The following is a 16,043-nucleotide window of genomic DNA, read 5'->3' on the forward strand; positions in this document are numbered from 1 at the left end:
ATGCCCTGTGCCCCGACTCTTTCGGCATGGGGACACATGTGCTGAGCATGCGCATAGACGGGGAGCTCCTCGACAGGCTCCGGACTCATGCCGCCAAACGCGGAATGAGCGTCCAGGACTATGTGGTCCGGACGCTCATTCGCGACGATTTCGACGAACGCTTCAAGGCGGCCGTCGACGAGACGGAGAAGTTCTACGGCCTGACGTGAGGCCGCCTTACGTGAGGCCGCCTTACGTGAGGCCCAGGGCAGGCATCGCGTAGTAGAAGACGAAGACCGCCGACACGACGTACATGGCCACCGGGACCTCGCGGCCCCGGCCGGTCGCCAGCCGCAGCACGGAGAAGGCCACGAAGCCGATGCCGATGCCGTTGGTGATCGAGTACGTGAACGGCATCATCACCATGGCCAGGAAGGCCGGGACGGCGATGGTGAAGTCGTTCCAGTCGATGTCCCTGACCGAGCCGGCCATGATCAGGAAGCCGACCGCGACGAGAGCCGGGGTGGCCGCCTGCGAGGGGACCATCGTGGCGAGCGGCGTGAGGAACAGCGACACGGTGAACAGGCCGCCCGTCACGATGTTCGCCAGGCCCGTCCTGGCCCCCTCGCCGACGCCCGCCGTGGACTCCACGAAGCAGGTGGTGGCAGAGGAGGAGGAGGCGCCGCCCGCGGCGACGGCCATGCCGTCCACGAACAGCACCCGGTTGATGCCGGGGAAGGAGCCGTCGGGCTTCGTCAGCTTCGCCTCGTCGCCGACGCCGAGGATGGTGCCCATCGCGTCGAAGAAGCAGGACAGCAGCACGGTGAAGACGAACAGGATGCCGGTCAGCATGCCGACCTTGCCGAAGCCGCCGAACAGGCTGACCTGACCGATGAGGCCGAAGTCGGGGGCGGCCACCGGGTTGCCCGGCCACTCCGGGACGGTCAGGCCCCAGGCGGCGTCCGGGAGCTTGGTGATCAGCTGGATCACCAGGGCGGCGACCGTCATGGCCACGATGGAGATCAGGATCGCGCCGGGGGTCTTGCGGATGATCAGGGTCAGCGTCAGCAGGACGCCCACCACGAAGATCAGGACGGGCCAGCCGTGCAGGTGGCCGTTGCTGCCGAGCTGGATCGGGACCGTGGTGTGCGCGAGGTCCGGGATGCGGGTGACGAAGCCCGAGTCGACCAGGCCGATCAGCAGGATGAACAGGCCGATGCCGATCGCGATGCCCTTGCGCAGGCCGAGCGGCACGGCGTTCATGACCCGCTCGCGCAGGCCGGTGGCGACCAGCAGCATCACCACGAAGCCGGCCAGGACCACCATGCCCATGGCGTCGGGCCAGCTCATGCGCGGGGCGAGCTGGAGGGCGACGACGGTGTTGACGCCGAGCCCGGCCGCGAGCGCGATCGGGACGTTGCCGATCACGCCCATGAGGAGGGTGGTGAAGGCGGCGGTCAGCACGGTGGCGGTGACCAGCTGGCCGCCGTCGAGCTGGTTCCCGTACATGTCCTTCGCGCTGCCCAGGATGATCGGGTTCAGCACGATGATGTAGGCCATCGCGAAGAAGGTGGCGAAGCCGCCGCGGACCTCGCGGCCGATGGTCGAGCCGCGCTCGGAGATCTTGAAATAGCGGTCCACAGGGGCCGTCGTGCTCATGGGGGTCCTGGTCCTCAGTGGTGGTTTCATACAGCGAAAACGGGCCAAGCCCAAACCGTTTCAGTATGAACACATGAACGAGAGGCCGTCTATCTCCGCGCGTAGACCCTCCGCCGACCGGCCTAGACTTGTCCCCATGGCGAAATGGACTGCGCAGCACGAGGCCCCCGAGCCCCTCGAGGGTCCGATCGTCGGCACCGTCGCGGGCGGCACGATCATCTGGTTCGCCCTCTTCCTCTTCCAGCTCCCCTTCTACGGGTGGTTCGCCGACCGGGGCATGCTGTGGTGGGTCTGGACCTGCGCGGTCGGCGGCGTCCTCGGCCTGATCGGCCTCTGGTACGTCCGCGGCCGCGATGCCGCTCTGAAGCGGCATGCGGCCGAGCTGGCCGCGGCTGCGCCGAACGGATCCGACCGGTCGGGCCCGTCCGCCCAGGCGGGCTAGACCGCGCGGCGCCGTTGCCGGGGGCTCCGCCCCCGGGCCCCCGCGCCTCAAACGCCGGCGGGGCTGGACGAGGCGAACGCCGACGAGGCCGGATTTCTCCTGCGGAAGGGCTACCAGGGGAGGATTCGGCTCATCCCGAAGTCGGATCTTCGGACTTTTCGGCGGGTGAACCGTTGGATCCCCCTTTACCGTCGAAACCATGACGGAGCGGGCACAGATCGAATCAGAGGGACCGGAGCCGCGCGCCAGCGCCGCCCCCGCCGGGACCGCCATCGACGCGGGGGCCGAGCTCGATCCCGTACACCCGGTCCGGCCGCCCGCACCCCGGTTCAAGCCGGCCGGGCTGACCACGGCCGAAGTCGCCGAGCGCGTCGCCCGCGGAGCCGTCAACGACGTCCCCGTCCGCAGCAGCCGCTCCACGTCCGAGATCGTCCGCGGCAACGTCTTCACCCGCTTCAACGCCATCATCGGCGTCCTCTGGGTGATCATGTTCTTCGTCGCGCCGATCCAGGACAGCCTCTTCGGCTTCGTGATCATCGCGAACACCGGCATCGGCATCATCCAGGAGATGCGCGCCAAGAAGACCCTCGACGGCCTCGCCGTCATCGGCGAGGCCAAACCCAGCGTCCGCCGCGACGGCCGCACCGCCGAGATCTCCACCTCCGAGATCGTCCTCGACGACGTCATCGAGCTCGGCCCCGGCGACAAGGTCGTCGTGGACGGGCTCGTCGGCGAGGCCGACGGCCTGGAGATCGACGAATCCCTCCTCACCGGCGAGGCCGACCCCGTCCTGAAGAAGCCCGGCGACCCGGTCATGTCCGGCTCGTTCGTCGTCGCCGGCGGCGGCGCCTTCACCGCCACCAAGGTCGGCCGCGAGGCCTACGCCGCCCAGCTCGCCGAAGAGGCCTCCCGCTTCACGCTCGTCCACTCCGAGCTGCGCTCCGGCATCTCCACCATCCTCAAGTACGTCACCTGGATGATGATCCCGACCTCCGTCGGCCTGATCATCAGCCAGCTGATCGTCAAGGACAACAACCTCAAGGACGCCATCGCCCGCACCGTCGGCGGCATCGTCCCGATGATCCCCGAAGGCCTCGTCCTCCTGACCTCCGTCGCCTTCGCCATCGGCGTCATCCGGCTCGGCCGCAAGCAGTGCCTGGTCCAGGAGCTGCCCGCCATCGAGGGGCTCGCCCGCGTGGACGTGGTCTGCCTCGACAAGACCGGCACCCTCACCGAGGGCGGCATGGACGTCACCGAGTGCCGCCCGCTCGGCGGCGCGGACGCCGCGTACGTCAAGAAGGTGCTCGGCGCGCTCGGCGAGAGCGACCCGCGCCCCAACGCCAGCCTCCAGGCGATCATCGACGCCTACCCCGACAGCGCCGAGTGGCGCTGCACCGAATCGCTGCCGTTCTCCTCCGCCCGCAAGTACAGCGGCGCCAGCTTCAGCGAGGGAGACGGCGAGAACAACACCTGGCTGCTCGGCGCCCCCGACGTGCTGCTCCCGGCCGGGGACCCGGCCCTGGAGGAGATCAACGAGCTCAACGAGCAGGGCCTGCGGGTCCTCCTGCTGGGGCGGGCCGCCGGTGAACTCGACGACCCGGCCGTGGCCACCGGGGTCAAGCCGACCGCCCTCGTCGTCCTGGAGCAGCGGCTGCGCCCCGACGCCGCCGACACCCTGCGCTACTTCGAGGACCAGGACGTCAAGGCCAAGGTCATCTCCGGGGACAACGCCGTCTCGGTCGGCGCGGTCGCCGGGAAGCTGGGCCTGCCCGGCGCCGAGAACACCGTGGACGCGCGCACGCTCCCCACCGATCAGGGGGAGATGGCCGAGGTCCTCGACGGGAACGCCGTCTTCGGGCGGGTCACCCCGCAGCAGAAGCGCGACATGGTCGCCGCCCTCCAGTCCCGGGGCCACACGGTCGCGATGACCGGCGACGGGGTCAACGACGTGCTCGCGCTCAAGGACGCCGACATCGGCGTCAGCATGGGCTCCGGCTCGGAGGCCACCCGGGCGGTCGCGCAGATCGTCCTGCTCAACAACAGCTTCTCCACCCTGCCCTCGGTGGTCGCCGAAGGCCGCCGGGTCATCGGCAACATCACCCGCGTCGCCACCCTCTTCCTCACGAAGACGGTCTACTCGGTGCTGCTGGCCGTCCTGGTGGTCTGCTCCCAGGTCGAGTACCCGTTCCTGCCGCGCCACCTGACGCTGCTGTCCACGCTGACCATCGGCATCCCGGCCTTCTTCCTGGCGCTGGCGCCCAACAAGGAGCGGGCCAAGCCGCACTTCGTGAAACGCGTGATGCGGTACGCGATCCCGGGCGGGGTCATCGCCGCCGTCGCCTGCTTCGTCACGTACGTGATCGCCCGCCACTACTACTCCGGCCCCGACGCCCTCAAGGCCGAGACCAGCGCCGCGACGCTCGCGCTGTTCCTGACCTCGATGTGGGTGCTGGCGATCATCGCCCGTCCCTACACCTGGTGGCGGGTCGGCCTGGTCGGCGCGATGGGCGGGGCGTTCCTGATCGTGCTCGTCGTGCCCTGGCTCCAGGACTTCTTCCAGCTGAAGCTGGAGGGCGCCGTGATGCCGTGGACCGCCGTGGGCATCGCGGCCGTCGCGGCCACCCTCATCGAGTTCACCTTCCGGTGGGTGGACCGGAGGTTCCCGGCGTAGCAGTTTGACCCTTGTGGGTGATGACAGCGCCCGCGAGCCGTGGCCATACTCGGTTTATGGCAACTAAGAAGGTCACGATCACCTTGCCTGACGAGGTGCTGGAATACATCAAGGCGTCGGTGGACGAGCGCGGCGTTTCCGCGTACGTGACCGCCGCTGTGGAGCACAAGGTGGCCATGGACAAGCTGCGCGGGCTGTCGGACCTCTTGGACGAGGAGTACGGGCCGCTCACCGATGAGGAGCTCCGTGCCGCGGACGCCCGTCTGGATGCCATGGACGCCTGGCACGCAGGTAGAGGCGAAGGTGGACACGAGGGCGAGGTGGACCCGCTCGAGAGGAAGGCGGCCGCATGACGCCGCGCACCGCACCGGGGTCGATTTCGCAGCCACGGATCCTCGTACTCGACGCCGAAGCGCTGTCAAAGGCCGCCCGAGGTGATCGCGAGGTACGGGGCATGATCAGGCGAGCGCCCCACCGCGAGATGCGCGTGGTCACCTCGTCGCTCACGACGCTGGAGGCGTGGGACCCCCGGGCCGGTGTCCGTCAGCAGGCGTGGGACTGGTTCCTGTCGAGCATCGACATCGTGCATACCGATGACGAGATCATTGCGACGGCCCGCTCCCTCCTGAGGGAGGCGGGCCTGCACGGTCACAAGTACGCGATTGACGCGGTGCTGGCGTCGATCGCCGTCATCGCATCACGGCAGGGCGACATGGTCAATGTCCTCACCTCTGACCTGGACGACATGAAGCGCCTGCTCGGCGCCCACCGCATCCGGATCGAATCCGTCTAGCCGGTGCCGTGCTGGGCGTCGCGACCTGGTGGACCTGGGCCCTTCAGGCCGCCAGCGCGTGCTCCGTACGGACCATGATCCGGCCGCGCAGGCCCAGGGTCGCCGCCGCGGCGAGCAGGCCGACGACCAGGGCGCCCCACCACAGGGCGGCCGCGCCGACCCCGGTGTACAGGGCGACGCCCGCCGTGAGGGCGGAGAAGCGGGCGAGGCCCCAGGTCCAGCTGAAGGCCCCCTGGTAACGGCCCCGGGCGTCGGCCGGAGCCAGGTCGGCCACCAGCGAGGCCGCGATGCCGGCCACGGCCACCTCGCCGAGCGACCAGACGACCACCGAGACCACGTATCCGGTGACGGAGTCCGCGAGCCCGGTCAGCGCCACCCCGGCGGCGATCAGGGCGCTGCCCGCAGCCTGCACCGGCAGCTGCGGCAGTCCGGACAGCCGGGCCGTCACGAACGGCTGCAGGGCCACCACCAGGACGGCATTGACCGCCGCCAGGGCCCCGTACACGGCCGGCGAGAGCCCGCTGTCGCGGACGGCCAGCGGCAGCGCCACCTCGGTCAGGGAGTACACGAACAGCTGGATCCCGAGCAGGGGGAGCAGCAGGAGCAGCAGCCGGTCGCGCAGGACCACCCCGTAGCCCAGGCCCGTGGCCTTGGCCGGAGCGGTGCGGGCCGGTTCGCGCAGCCGGGTCGCGACCACGATCGCGTAGACCAGGGCCGTACCGGCGTCGACGGCGAAGAGCAGCCAGTACCCGTGCGCGGCGAGGAAGCCGCCGAGGACGCCGGCGATGGCCGTGCCGATGTTGACGCCCCAGTTGAACAGGGCGTACGCCTTCTGCCGCCAGCCGGTGTCCACGGCGTCGGCCAGCAGGGCGAAGGCGGCGGGCGGGACGGTGGCCCCGGCGGTGCTGAGGAGCAGCGCCGACGCGGCCAGGGTCCAGAGCCCCGGGGACAGGAACAGCGCGCCCTGGGCGATGGCGGAGCCGATCAGCCCGATCAGCATGGTCGGGCGGCGGCCGATCCGGTCGGCGAGGAGCCCGCCGACGGCCGGGCCGAGCAGGTGGCCGGCGCCCAGGGCGCCGAGCACGAAGGAGATGTCGGAGCCGGTGATGCCCCGGTCGGCGAGGAGGAAGACCAGGAACGGGGTGACGAGGTAGCCGAGCCGGTTGACGATCGAACCGGCGAAGAGGGTCCAGACGAGGGGCGGGAGACCGCGGAAGGAGGAGGGCATGGCACGAGCCTGCGGCGGGACGCCCGCAGGTCCTATTGATTAAGGTGGGACCGAATCCATTGGGCGGCTACGGGGGTACGCGGGGTCATGGAATACGAACTGAGCTTCTCGGCGGCCGATTTGGCACAGACCCGCTTCGCGGTCTCGCCGATGTGGGAGGTCGTCACCAGCTTCCGGCTGCTGAACGTCGAGACCGATCCGCCGCTGCACCGCCGCTGGGCCGCCCAGGTGAGGCCCCGGCTGCTGAGCGCGGGCCTGGACCGGGGCTGGCTCGCCGCCCTGATCCCGGGCGACGGCTACCTCGCCGACTTCCTCAACCCGACCCCGGCCGGCCCCTTCCCGGAACTGGCCGCCGAACTGACCGCCATCCGCGCGAGCACCCCGGCCAACGTGCGCGCCGACCTGGCCACCATCGCGGTGAAGTCCCGCCCGGCGGCGCGCCTGAAACTGCTCCACGAGGACCCCGAAGCCGTACTGGAGAAGGTCACCGACGAGATCCAGACCTACTGGGAACTCGCGCTCGCACCCTACTGGCCCCGGGTCCGCCAGCTCCTGGAAGCCGACGTGTTCCACCGGGCCCGGCAGGTCGCCGAGCACGGCTCCGCCCACGTCCTCAACGAACTCCATTCCACCGTCAGCTGGGACGCCGGAACCCTGCGCATGGTCCGCCGGCAGTGCTCCCTGGAGCGCGACAAGACCGGCGCCGGACTGCTGCTGGTGCCCTCCGCCTTCGCCTGGCCCCGGGTCCTGACCCGCTCGGTGGCCCCCGACCCGCTCCAACTGGCCTACCCGGCCCGGGGGATCGGCACCCTGTGGGAGCCCCGCGCCACCAAGGCCACCGACGCGGTGGCCGCCGTACTGGGCCGCTCCCGGACCCTGCTGCTCGCCGAGCTCGACACCCCGGCCTCCACCACCCAACTGGCCCGGCACAGCGGCCTGTCCGCCGCCGCCGTCTCCCAGCACCTCACGGCCCTGCGCGACGCGGGCCTGGTCACCGGCCACCGCGCCGGCCGCTCGGTCCTGTACGCCCGCACGGCCATCGCGGACGCCCTGCTCACGCCGGTGGGGTGACGGACGGGCCGTCCGGCGGGATCAGTGGAAGGTCTCGTAGGTCATGAACCCGGCGAGGGCCAGCATCGCGAACGTGCAGGCGTAGGCGGCGGTGTACCGCACCACCACCGGGACGAGGGAACCCGGGACCTTCGTGCGGTAGGGGCGCAGGGCGTCGTAGACGACGTGGAGGGTCGGCGTCTTGTGCTTGCGCGTGTGGTGCGTGTACGTGACGCCGTCCGTGGCGGTGAACTCGTACGGGGGATACGGGCTTCCCTGCGGGTCGATGGCGCGGACGGCCTCGACCGTGATGCCGCGCCGGGCCAGGTTCACCCGCACGGACGTGGCGAAGACCCCGGCGGTGAGGGCGGCCAGGCCGAGGAAGACCGGTATCCCGGTGACGGCCACGTTCACGGCGACGAACCCTCCGCGGGTGACGCCGGCCCAGATCACGTAGCCGAGGTACGCGAGCACGATGGCGGTGGTCCGGCCGTGTGCCCTCCAGGTGAGCCGGATCGGTTCCCCGTCGGGGACGGCCCCGGTGGTGGCCAGCGCGCTGCCGGCCGGGTCCCGCTCCGCGGGCAGGGCGTCGTTGACGGCGCCGGCGAAGGCCGCGGTGGCGGCCGGCTTCCCGCCCGGGAGCTGGTGGACGGCGCCGTCGGTCAGTTCGACCTGGAGGAGCCCCTTGCCCTCGACGCGCGCCTCTCGGACGGCGGCGAGCGGGATGTCGGTGTTCCGAGCGCCCCGGACGATGCGCAGCCGGTCGGTGCCGAGCGAGGCCCTCGCGTCGTCCCCGCGCCAGAGCGGCTCCTCCTCGGACGTCGACCCGGTGGTGACCAGTGCGCTGCCGGCCGGGTCCCGGCCCTCGGGAAGGGCGCGGTCGAGGGCGGCGGCGAAGGCCGCGGTGGCGGTCGGATTGCCGCCGCTCACCCGGTGGACGGCCCCGTCGGTCAGTACGACCTCGACGAGCAACTCGTCCCCCGCGCGGACCTCTTGCACGGCCGCGAGGGGGATGAGCGTGTACTGCGGGCCCTGCTGGATCCGCAGGTGGCCGGCTTCGAGGGTGGCCGACGTGCCGCGGCCGCCGCGCCCGATCAGAACAGGGGAAGAGGACATGCCCTTATGATCCCCGGCGCGCCCGGATGGTTGTAGGGGTGCGGCGATGGCCAGGCAGGATCCGAAAGGGACGGCCTAGTCGAACCAGCGGTCCCGGGCCAGTTCCGCCGTGCGGGACGGGTCCTCCAGGAGGGCCGCCACCTCGAAGCGGCGCGGCCACTGGCCCGCCGCCCAGGCGAGGGCCGCCGCGACGCCCTCCAGGGTGGAGGCGTGCAGGGTGCCGTCCGGGGTGCGGCGCCAGTCGAGCTCGATGCCGCCCGCCTGGAGTTCCTCGTGTTCCACGTAGCTCTTGGGGGTGGCCGGGCCCAAGAGCTGGTGCACGGATTCGGGGACCTCGTGCTCCTCGCCCTCGGTGGTCACCTCCGCCGGGACCGTCTCCGAGAGCCGCCGGACCTGGAACAGCTCCGCCAGGTCGGCGGCCCGGGCCGGGGCGACGGGAAGGAGCGGGAGGCCGGCCGTCAGGGGGAGCAGGTCGGGGGCGTCCGCGATCAGCGCCTCGGAGGCGTCGACCACGACGACCTCGCCGTCCACGACCGCGCGCAGCTCGTCGGGCAGGGTGACCTGTTCGGGGTCCAGATCCGCCAATGCCCCATACAGGGCGTGCAGTTGGCGTCCGCCGATCTCCCGGTCCGGGTCGGCGAGGCGGCCGAGCAGCTCGGCGGCGCCGCCCGGCTCCTCCAGCAGGGCGGGCACGGTGGTGCGTACGCCCAGCGCCCGCAGGACCTGCTCGTCCTCGAAGCCGGTGGCGTCCGCCGGGGTGTAGAGGCCCGCCAGCAGCGGGTCGCCGTTCGCCGAGCGCAGGCCGGCGGGGCGGCGGCCGTCCAGGACCGGGTGGTCGCGCAGCCACCAGGCGGTGTACGAGCGCACGGAGCGGGTGGTGCCGTCCGGGAGCAGGACCCGCACGGGCTGGGTCAGGGCGTCGCGCAGCGGCGGCTGGGCCAGCATGGCCAGGGCCTGGGGCCAGCAGTCGTCGTCGACCAGGTCGAGGTCCCGTACGGCGACCAGCTCGGTGGCGACCGGCGGCACGGGGGTGTCGGGGAGCTGGTCCAGGAGGTCCTCGCACCACACGTCGACGGCGTCGAGCAGGCCGGCGTCGTCGGGCTCGGCGAAGTCCCCGTCGCGGGGCTCCAGTTCGTCGGGGTCCAGGACCACGTCGGTGGCGCGGACCAGCTGGAAGGTGGCGAGGACGCCCACGGCGGTGAGGGTCCGCTCGTCCCAGCGCTCCACCAGCTCGGCGTCCACGTACGGGATCTCGTCCTCGCGGACCACGGAGGCCAGCGGGGAGCCGGGCAGCAGCAGCTCGCCGGCCGGGGTCGGCTCGCCGTCCTCGTCGGGCAGGGCGAGCGCGCCCAGCCAGGGTTCGTCGCCGGGGGAGAGCTCGGCGTCGCGGACCAGGCCGAGGACGATGTCGGCCAGTTCCTCGGGGTCGAGGGCGTCCTCGTCCCAGATCTCCCCGGAGTCCAGGGAGGCCGCGACGGCCGCCCGCACCTGCGGGGTGGTCAGGACGGCGCGCGGGCTCGCCGGGAGCGCGCCGAGCTTCTCCAGCAGCGGGTGCACGGCGTCGGGGTGGGCCACCTTCAGGCCGAGCCGGGCCAGGGCCTCGGGGCCACCCGAACGCGGGGCGTCCGCGCCCGGCAGCAGCAGGTGGCGGGGCCCGATCGCGGTGCGTCCGTCGGCCAGCGGCACGGGGAGGCCGGAGAGCCGGTCCGGGTCGACCCCGGCGAGGCTGTCGTAGAGCCGGTACCACCACTCGGGGGTCCGCTCGATGCCGGCGATCCGCTCGATGGCCTCGCCCAGCGGCAGCCGGCCCACGCCCAGGGTGCGCAGTTCGGGGCGGCGTTCCAGCCCGGCGGGGAGCAGGGTGGGCAGCACCTCCGCGAGGACCCGTACGGTATCGGCGCCCGCGCCCTCCACCACCTCGGCCTCGAAGGGGCGCAGGGCGGCCCGCTCTTCGGGTTCGCCGGGCTCCCCGCCGGGAGCGGCGGGCGCGAGGAAGGCCGTACGGGGCAGGCGTGCGATGACGGCGGCGCGCAGGGCCCCGTCGAGCTCGCCCTTGCCGAGCGGGCCGGGTACGAGGTCCACGAGCGCGGTGCTCACCGGGTCCCAGGAGCCGAGCAGTTCGGCGTACGCGTCGGCGGCACGCTCCACGAGGAAGTCGGTCAGCGGTCCCGGCGCGGGGTGCCGGCGGGTGGTGTCCAGCGGCAGGGTCGCGATGAGCAGCGCGGGGATGCCGAGCGGTTCGTCGGTCGGGGTCGGGGCGTGCACCACGGGGGCGGTCGCGGGGCGGACCGGGGCGCCTTCGGCGTCGACGGGCACGGACCAGGACACCGCCCATACGGGCCGCAGCCGTTCCTCGACGGGCCGGTCGGCGAGCAGCGCCTTCTCGATGGGGCCGGAGTGGCGGACGGTGCGCCATCGCCTGGGGCCGGACGCGGCGTCCGAGGCGGAGTCGGTGATGACGGTGTACGGGCCCTCGACGCGACGGGTCAGCGTCCGCACGCCCCCGGCGGGAGTGTCCACGACGACCTCGGCGAGCCCCGGCAGGGTCAGCAGCAGGGCGTCGTCCACGGCGGCGAGCAGCCGCGCGGCCAGCTCCTCGGCGGCGGCGTCGCGCAGCGGGAGGACCACGACGGTGTCGTAGCCCTCGGGCGCGGTGCCCTCGGCGGGCAGCGGGAGGCGCAGCAGCGGGACGTGGCCGTCGCGGCGGCGCAGCTCCTCGCCGAGCCCGGAACTGCCGACGGAGGCGCCCCGGGCCAGTTCCCGGGCCTCGGCCAGGGACCAGCGCACCCCGCCGTGCCGGCCGAGGACGGCGGGCTCGTCGGAGACGGCCAGGACGGCGGCGAAGCCGACGCCGAAGCGGCCGACGCTCCCGGAGGAGTCGTCGCGCTTGGCGGAGGCGCGCAGCGTGGACAGCGACTCCACGCCGGTGGCGTCCAGCGGGGAGCCGGTGTTGGAGACGGCGAGCAGCGCGTGCCCGTCGGGCTGGTCGGTGCCCGCGTGCAGGGTGAGCCGCAGCCGGCCGGGGACCCCGGCGCGAGCGGCCGCGTCGGCGGCGTTCTGCGCGAGCTCGACGACGAGCCGGTCGCGGTAGCCGCCGAGGGCCAGGTCCTCCTCGGCGTTGGCGTCCTCGCGGAAGCGGGCCGGGCCCGCGCCCCAGGCGTCGAGCACCCCGCGTCGCAGCCGGGCCGTGCCGAAGGGGTCCACGCCGTCCTGGGCCGCCGTCACTCGCACGCTCACGCTGCTGCCTCCAAGCTGTACTGCGCTGTACTGCGCTGTACGGCATCCGGGGAACGCCGGATGCCGAGGCCCTGAAGGTATCGCGTGCGTCGAGCGGCTCCGCAAACGAACCGGCTTCAGGCAGACTTCAGGAGTCGGTATCGCACTGCTATTTGTGAGGATTGCGCATGATCACGCTCACCAAGGAAGACGGCCCCGCGGACCTGGGCGGCGTAACCCACCTGTCCATCGGCGTCTCGTGGGACCCGACCGTGGGCAGCAGCGGCGGCCTGATGGGGAAGTTCAAGCGGAAGATCGGCACCGACCTGGACCTGATCGCGATCGCGATGCAGGGGGCGGACCCGGTCCGCCTCGCCGGTCTCGACTCCCTGGACCCCATGGGCAACGGCTCGCTGCTGCACAGCGGGGACAACCAGACCGGCCACGGCGAGGGCGACGACGAGACGGTGACCGTCGAGTTCGCCCGGATACCGGGCAACGTCACGTCCATCGTCTTCGTCGCCGCCGCGTACAAGAAGGGCAGCTCCTTCCAGAGCGCCCGCAACATCAGCTTCAAGGTGTACGACGGCACGGGCGGCAGCACCCAGCAGGTCGCCGACATCTGGCCGAGCCTGCTCGGCACGGACAACGGCTGCGCCGTGGCCAAGGCGATCCGGGACGGCGCCGGCTGGAAGCTCCAGGTCATCAACGAGACCGGGAAGATCAAGCCGGGCGACGAGCAGGCCCTGATGCGCTTCGCCGTGGCCAAGTAGCCAAGTAGCCAAGTAGCCAAGTAGCCGAAGCAGTCGAAGGAGAGGGCTATTCCTGCCCGACGAGGTGGGCGAACACCACGACGTTGGCGTCCCAGTGGCGGTCCTTGGTGAGGTCGCCGCCGCAGGTGATGACGCGGAGCTCGGCCTTGCCGTGGGTGTCCCCGTAGACCTTGTCGGTCGGGAACCGGTCCTTCTTGAAGGTGTCGACCTCGTCCACGGCGAAGACGGCGGTGGAGCCGTCGTCGCGGTGGACCTCGATCTTCTCGTCCTTCTTCAGCTTCTTGAGGTTGTAGAAGACGGCCTCGGGCGCCTGGGGGGTGTCCATGTGCCCGACGATGGCGGCCGCGCCCTTCTCCCCGGGGGTCGGGCCATCCTTGTACCAGGCCGCGTCCTTGGGCTTGGCGAAGTCGGGCTCCTGCATGACGCCCTGGGCGTCGAGTCCGACGGTGTCGAGCGGGGCGTCGACCTTGATGTCCGGGATCACGATGCGGTCCGGGACGGAGGCGTTCAGCACCGAGGCGGCCTTGGCGTCGGCCGGGTTGTTCTTGACCGCGCCGCCGCCGTCACCGCCGGAGCCGCAGGACGTGATCAGGAAGGCCGTGAGGCCGGCGGCGCCCGCCAGGGCGGCCACGCGCAGTGCGCGGCCGCTCCGGCGAGGGGCGCGTTCGGGGGTGGACTGCTCAGCCATGGTTCGCGGCGTCCGAGGGGACCCAGCCGAGCGGGGCCTGGCCGGTGTTCACGGAACCCTTGGGGGTCTTGTGGTGGCTCGGGTCGACCGGGGCCGGCTTCGGCTTCGGGTTGACCGGGCCGGTGGCGTCGGTGGAGAACTTGACGGTGTCGAACTTCTTGCCGCCCGCGAAGGCGTCGACGCCGTAGTAGCCGGACTTGACGTCCTTGGCGACGACCGCGGTGCCGGTCCAGACGCCCTTGCCGTCGTTCTTCAGGTTGACCTGGCCGCCGAAGGCGTCGGACTTGACGAAGGCGCTCTTCTCGTTCGGCGCCGTCTTGATGGTGACCTGGATCTTGTCGCCGGGCTTGCCGTTGTCCTTGGACAGGCTCAGCGTGGAGGTGGTCGGCGTCGGGGCGGGCTTGCCGTCCTTGACCGTGAGCTGGGTGGTGGCCTGGATCTTCTTGCCGTCGGGGCCCGTGCCGGTGAGGGAGACGCCGTAGGAGCCGTCGGCGACCTTGGCGATCGTGGCGGTGGCGCCGCGCCCGTCGGTCATCTTGACGTCGTTCAGGGCCTTGGAGGAGATCGACAGGTTCGTCGAGCCGTCCGGGACCTCCATCGACATCTGGACGGAGTCGCCCGGCTTGCCGGAGGAGACGGAGAGCTTCAGGGCCACCGGGGCCGCCTCGGGGCTCGCGCTGCTGTGCGCGGTCGGGGTGGAGTCGGCGGCGAACGCGGCGGTGGGGACGGCCAGGGCCATAGACGAGGCGAGGGCGATCGCCGAGAAGGTAAGTGCCTTGCGCATGGGGTTCCTCCTGAACGGGCCGGGGTTCGTTCCCGGCACACCAGACATGAGGGACATCCTGGGGCGGTTGGTTGCGCCCCTCCGAGGGGCCGGGAGGGGCCCCTGCCGAAGGTCCCGCGGCATAAAGGCGCAGGCGGTGGAGGGGGTGGGGGGCTGCCGTTTGCGGGCTCTTTGCCCCGATTTTTGGGACGAAGGTCCCGGGGTTCCGGGCCGCGCGCGGGACTTCGTACTTCAGGACTCGTTCAGGACTCGTCCAGGACTCGTTCAGGACCGGCTCGGACCCCCTTCAGGCGGGCCGCGGACGACGCGGAGCCCCCGGTGACGAAGTGTCACCGGGGGCTCCGGAGCGTGTCGGACGGTCGGGGACCGGATCGGTCAGAGGTTCTCGATGACGTAGTCGACACACGCGGTCAGCGCCTGCACGTCCGCCGGGTCGATCGCCGGGAACATCGCGATGCGGAGCTGGTTGCGGCCGAGCTTGCGGTACGGCTCGGTGTCCACGATGCCGTTGGCGCGCAGCACCTTGGCGACCGCGGCCGCGTCGATGTCGTCCGAGAAGTCGATCGTGCCGATGACGGCCGAACGCTTCGCGGAGTCCGCGACGAACGGGCTCGCGTACTTCGACGCCTCGGCCCAGCCGTACAGGTGGGCCGCGCTGGCCGACGTACGGCCGGTCGTGAACTCCAGACCGCCCTGGCTGTTCATCCACTCCAGCTGCTGGTCCAGCAGGAAGAGGGTGGAGAGCGCCGGGGTGTTGTACGTCTGGTTCTTCAGCGAGTTGTCGATCGCCGTCGGCAGCGAGAAGAACTCCGGGATGTGCCGGCCGGAGGCGTGCACGCGGGCCGCGCGCTCCAGGGCCGCCGGGGAGAACGCCGCCAGCCACAGGCCGCCGTCGGAGGCGAAGGACTTCTGCGGGGCGAAGTAGTAGACGTCGGTCTCGGTGATGTCCACCGGCAGGCCGCCGGCGCCCGAGGTCGCGTCCACCAGGACGAGCGAACCGGCGTCGGCGCCCGCGACGCGCTTGATCGGCGCCGCGACACCCGTCGAGGTCTCGTTGTGGGTGTACGCGTACACGTCCACGCCCGCCTCGGCCACCGGGTCCGGGTGGGTGCCCGGGTCGGAGGAGATCACCGACGGCGCGTCCAGCCACGGCGCGGACTTCGCGGCGCTGGCGAACTTGGAGGAGAACTCACCGAAGGTGAGGTGCTGCGACTTCCGCTCGATGAGACCGGCGGTCGCGATGTCCCAGAAGGCGGTGGAGCCGCCGTTGCCCAGGATCACCTCGTAGCCCTCGGGGAGGGAGAAGAGGTCCCGGAGGCCCTGGCGAACCGATCCGACCAGGTTCTTGACCGGAGCCTGGCGGTGGGAGGTTCCGATCAGGGAGGTACCGGTGGCGGCGAGGGCGTCCAGCGCCTCGGTCCGCACCTTGGAGGGGCCCGCGCCGAAGCGTCCGTCGGCGGGCTTGATGTCAGCGGGAATCTGGATCTCGGCCACAAGCGGAGCGTATCCGGTCCGGGTCCACCCCTTGGAGCCGCGTCCACCCGATGAGATGACGCGCGTAGACGCGAGCCGGTGGGATACCGGCTCGCGGCGGTGGGAGGCTGTCCGCCGTGACCTCACCCGGTGAACTCGAACGGACCCTGC

The 16,043-nt window shown here is 71.8% G+C and carries 14 protein-coding genes; 7 read left to right on the forward strand and 7 right to left on the reverse strand.

The window, feature by feature from the left end:
* Positions 1-26 precede the first annotated feature (26 nt).
* Positions 27-209, forward strand: a complete 183-nt coding sequence (locus AC3IX6_RS20750; protein ID WP_030156886.1) for a hypothetical protein — start codon at positions 27-29, stop codon at positions 207-209.
* A 22-nt stretch (positions 210-231) separates the two neighbouring features.
* Here the strand turns inward: AC3IX6_RS20750 and AC3IX6_RS20755 are convergent, their stop codons facing one another.
* A complete protein-coding gene (locus tag AC3IX6_RS20755) occupies positions 232-1,638 on the reverse strand; it encodes an NCS2 family permease (protein ID WP_489363444.1) in 1,407 nt (468 codons plus the stop codon).
* 136 nt (positions 1,639-1,774) lie between these two features.
* Between AC3IX6_RS20755 and AC3IX6_RS20760 the strand changes: the two genes are divergently transcribed.
* From AC3IX6_RS20760 to AC3IX6_RS20775, 4 genes are all read left to right on the forward strand, one after another.
* Complete coding sequence (locus AC3IX6_RS20760) at positions 1,775-2,080, forward strand: DUF2530 domain-containing protein (RefSeq protein WP_489363446.1); 306 nt, start codon at positions 1,775-1,777, stop codon at positions 2,078-2,080.
* 199 nt (positions 2,081-2,279) lie between these two features.
* Positions 2,280-4,751, forward strand: coding sequence for a cation-translocating P-type ATPase (locus AC3IX6_RS20765; RefSeq protein WP_489363448.1), 2,472 nt, complete (start codon positions 2,280-2,282; stop codon positions 4,749-4,751).
* A 56-nt stretch (positions 4,752-4,807) separates the two neighbouring features.
* Positions 4,808-5,104, forward strand: a complete 297-nt coding sequence (locus AC3IX6_RS20770) for a hypothetical protein (RefSeq protein ID WP_489363450.1) — start codon at positions 4,808-4,810, stop codon at positions 5,102-5,104.
* The gene (locus AC3IX6_RS20775) at positions 5,101-5,544 is read left to right on the forward strand and encodes a hypothetical protein (protein ID WP_489363452.1); all 444 of its coding nucleotides are present in this window, start codon (positions 5,101-5,103) and stop codon (positions 5,542-5,544) included. The genes AC3IX6_RS20770 and AC3IX6_RS20775 overlap by 4 nt, the downstream gene beginning before the upstream one ends.
* A 43-nt stretch (positions 5,545-5,587) precedes the next feature.
* Here the strand turns inward: AC3IX6_RS20775 and AC3IX6_RS20780 are convergent, their stop codons facing one another.
* Complete coding sequence (locus AC3IX6_RS20780) at positions 5,588-6,772, reverse strand: MFS transporter (protein WP_489363454.1); 1,185 nt, start codon at positions 6,770-6,772, stop codon at positions 5,588-5,590.
* A gap of 87 nt (positions 6,773-6,859) precedes the next feature.
* Between AC3IX6_RS20780 and AC3IX6_RS20785 the strand changes: the two genes are divergently transcribed.
* Entirely contained in the window at positions 6,860-7,843 is a 984-nt protein-coding gene (locus tag AC3IX6_RS20785) for an ArsR/SmtB family transcription factor (RefSeq protein WP_489363455.1), read from the forward strand.
* A gap of 21 nt (positions 7,844-7,864) precedes the next feature.
* Here AC3IX6_RS20785 and AC3IX6_RS20790 read toward each other — a convergent pair whose 3' ends face one another.
* Together AC3IX6_RS20790 and AC3IX6_RS20795 are read right to left on the reverse strand one after the other, a co-directional pair.
* Positions 7,865-8,938, reverse strand: a complete 1,074-nt coding sequence (locus tag AC3IX6_RS20790) for a hypothetical protein (RefSeq protein ID WP_489363457.1) — start codon at positions 8,936-8,938, stop codon at positions 7,865-7,867.
* Positions 8,939-9,013: 75 nt separating this feature from the next.
* Positions 9,014-12,175, reverse strand: a complete 3,162-nt coding sequence (locus tag AC3IX6_RS20795; protein ID WP_489363458.1) for a sacsin N-terminal ATP-binding-like domain-containing protein — start codon at positions 12,173-12,175, stop codon at positions 9,014-9,016.
* A 167-nt stretch (positions 12,176-12,342) separates the two neighbouring features.
* Between AC3IX6_RS20795 and AC3IX6_RS20800 the strand changes: the two genes are divergently transcribed.
* On the forward strand, positions 12,343-12,927 hold the full coding sequence (locus tag AC3IX6_RS20800; RefSeq protein WP_489363460.1) for a TerD family protein: 585 nt from the start codon (positions 12,343-12,345) through the stop codon (positions 12,925-12,927).
* A 46-nt stretch (positions 12,928-12,973) separates the two neighbouring features.
* Here the strand turns inward: AC3IX6_RS20800 and AC3IX6_RS20805 are convergent, their stop codons facing one another.
* The 3 genes from AC3IX6_RS20805 to serC all read right to left on the reverse strand — a co-directional run bounded on the left by AC3IX6_RS20805 (position 12,974) and on the right by serC (position 15,893).
* Entirely contained in the window at positions 12,974-13,615 is a 642-nt protein-coding gene (locus tag AC3IX6_RS20805; protein WP_489363461.1) for a class F sortase, read from the reverse strand.
* Positions 13,608-14,399, reverse strand: coding sequence for a hypothetical protein (locus AC3IX6_RS20810; protein WP_489363462.1), 792 nt, complete (start codon positions 14,397-14,399; stop codon positions 13,608-13,610). The genes AC3IX6_RS20805 and AC3IX6_RS20810 overlap by 8 nt, the downstream gene beginning before the upstream one ends.
* 375 nt (positions 14,400-14,774) lie before the next feature.
* Positions 14,775-15,893, reverse strand: coding sequence for a phosphoserine transaminase (gene serC, locus AC3IX6_RS20815; RefSeq protein ID WP_489363463.1), 1,119 nt, complete (start codon positions 15,891-15,893; stop codon positions 14,775-14,777).
* Positions 15,894-16,043: the final 150 nt, after the last annotated feature.

It is taken from the genome of Streptomyces sp. GL_141, from assembly GCF_057834385.1.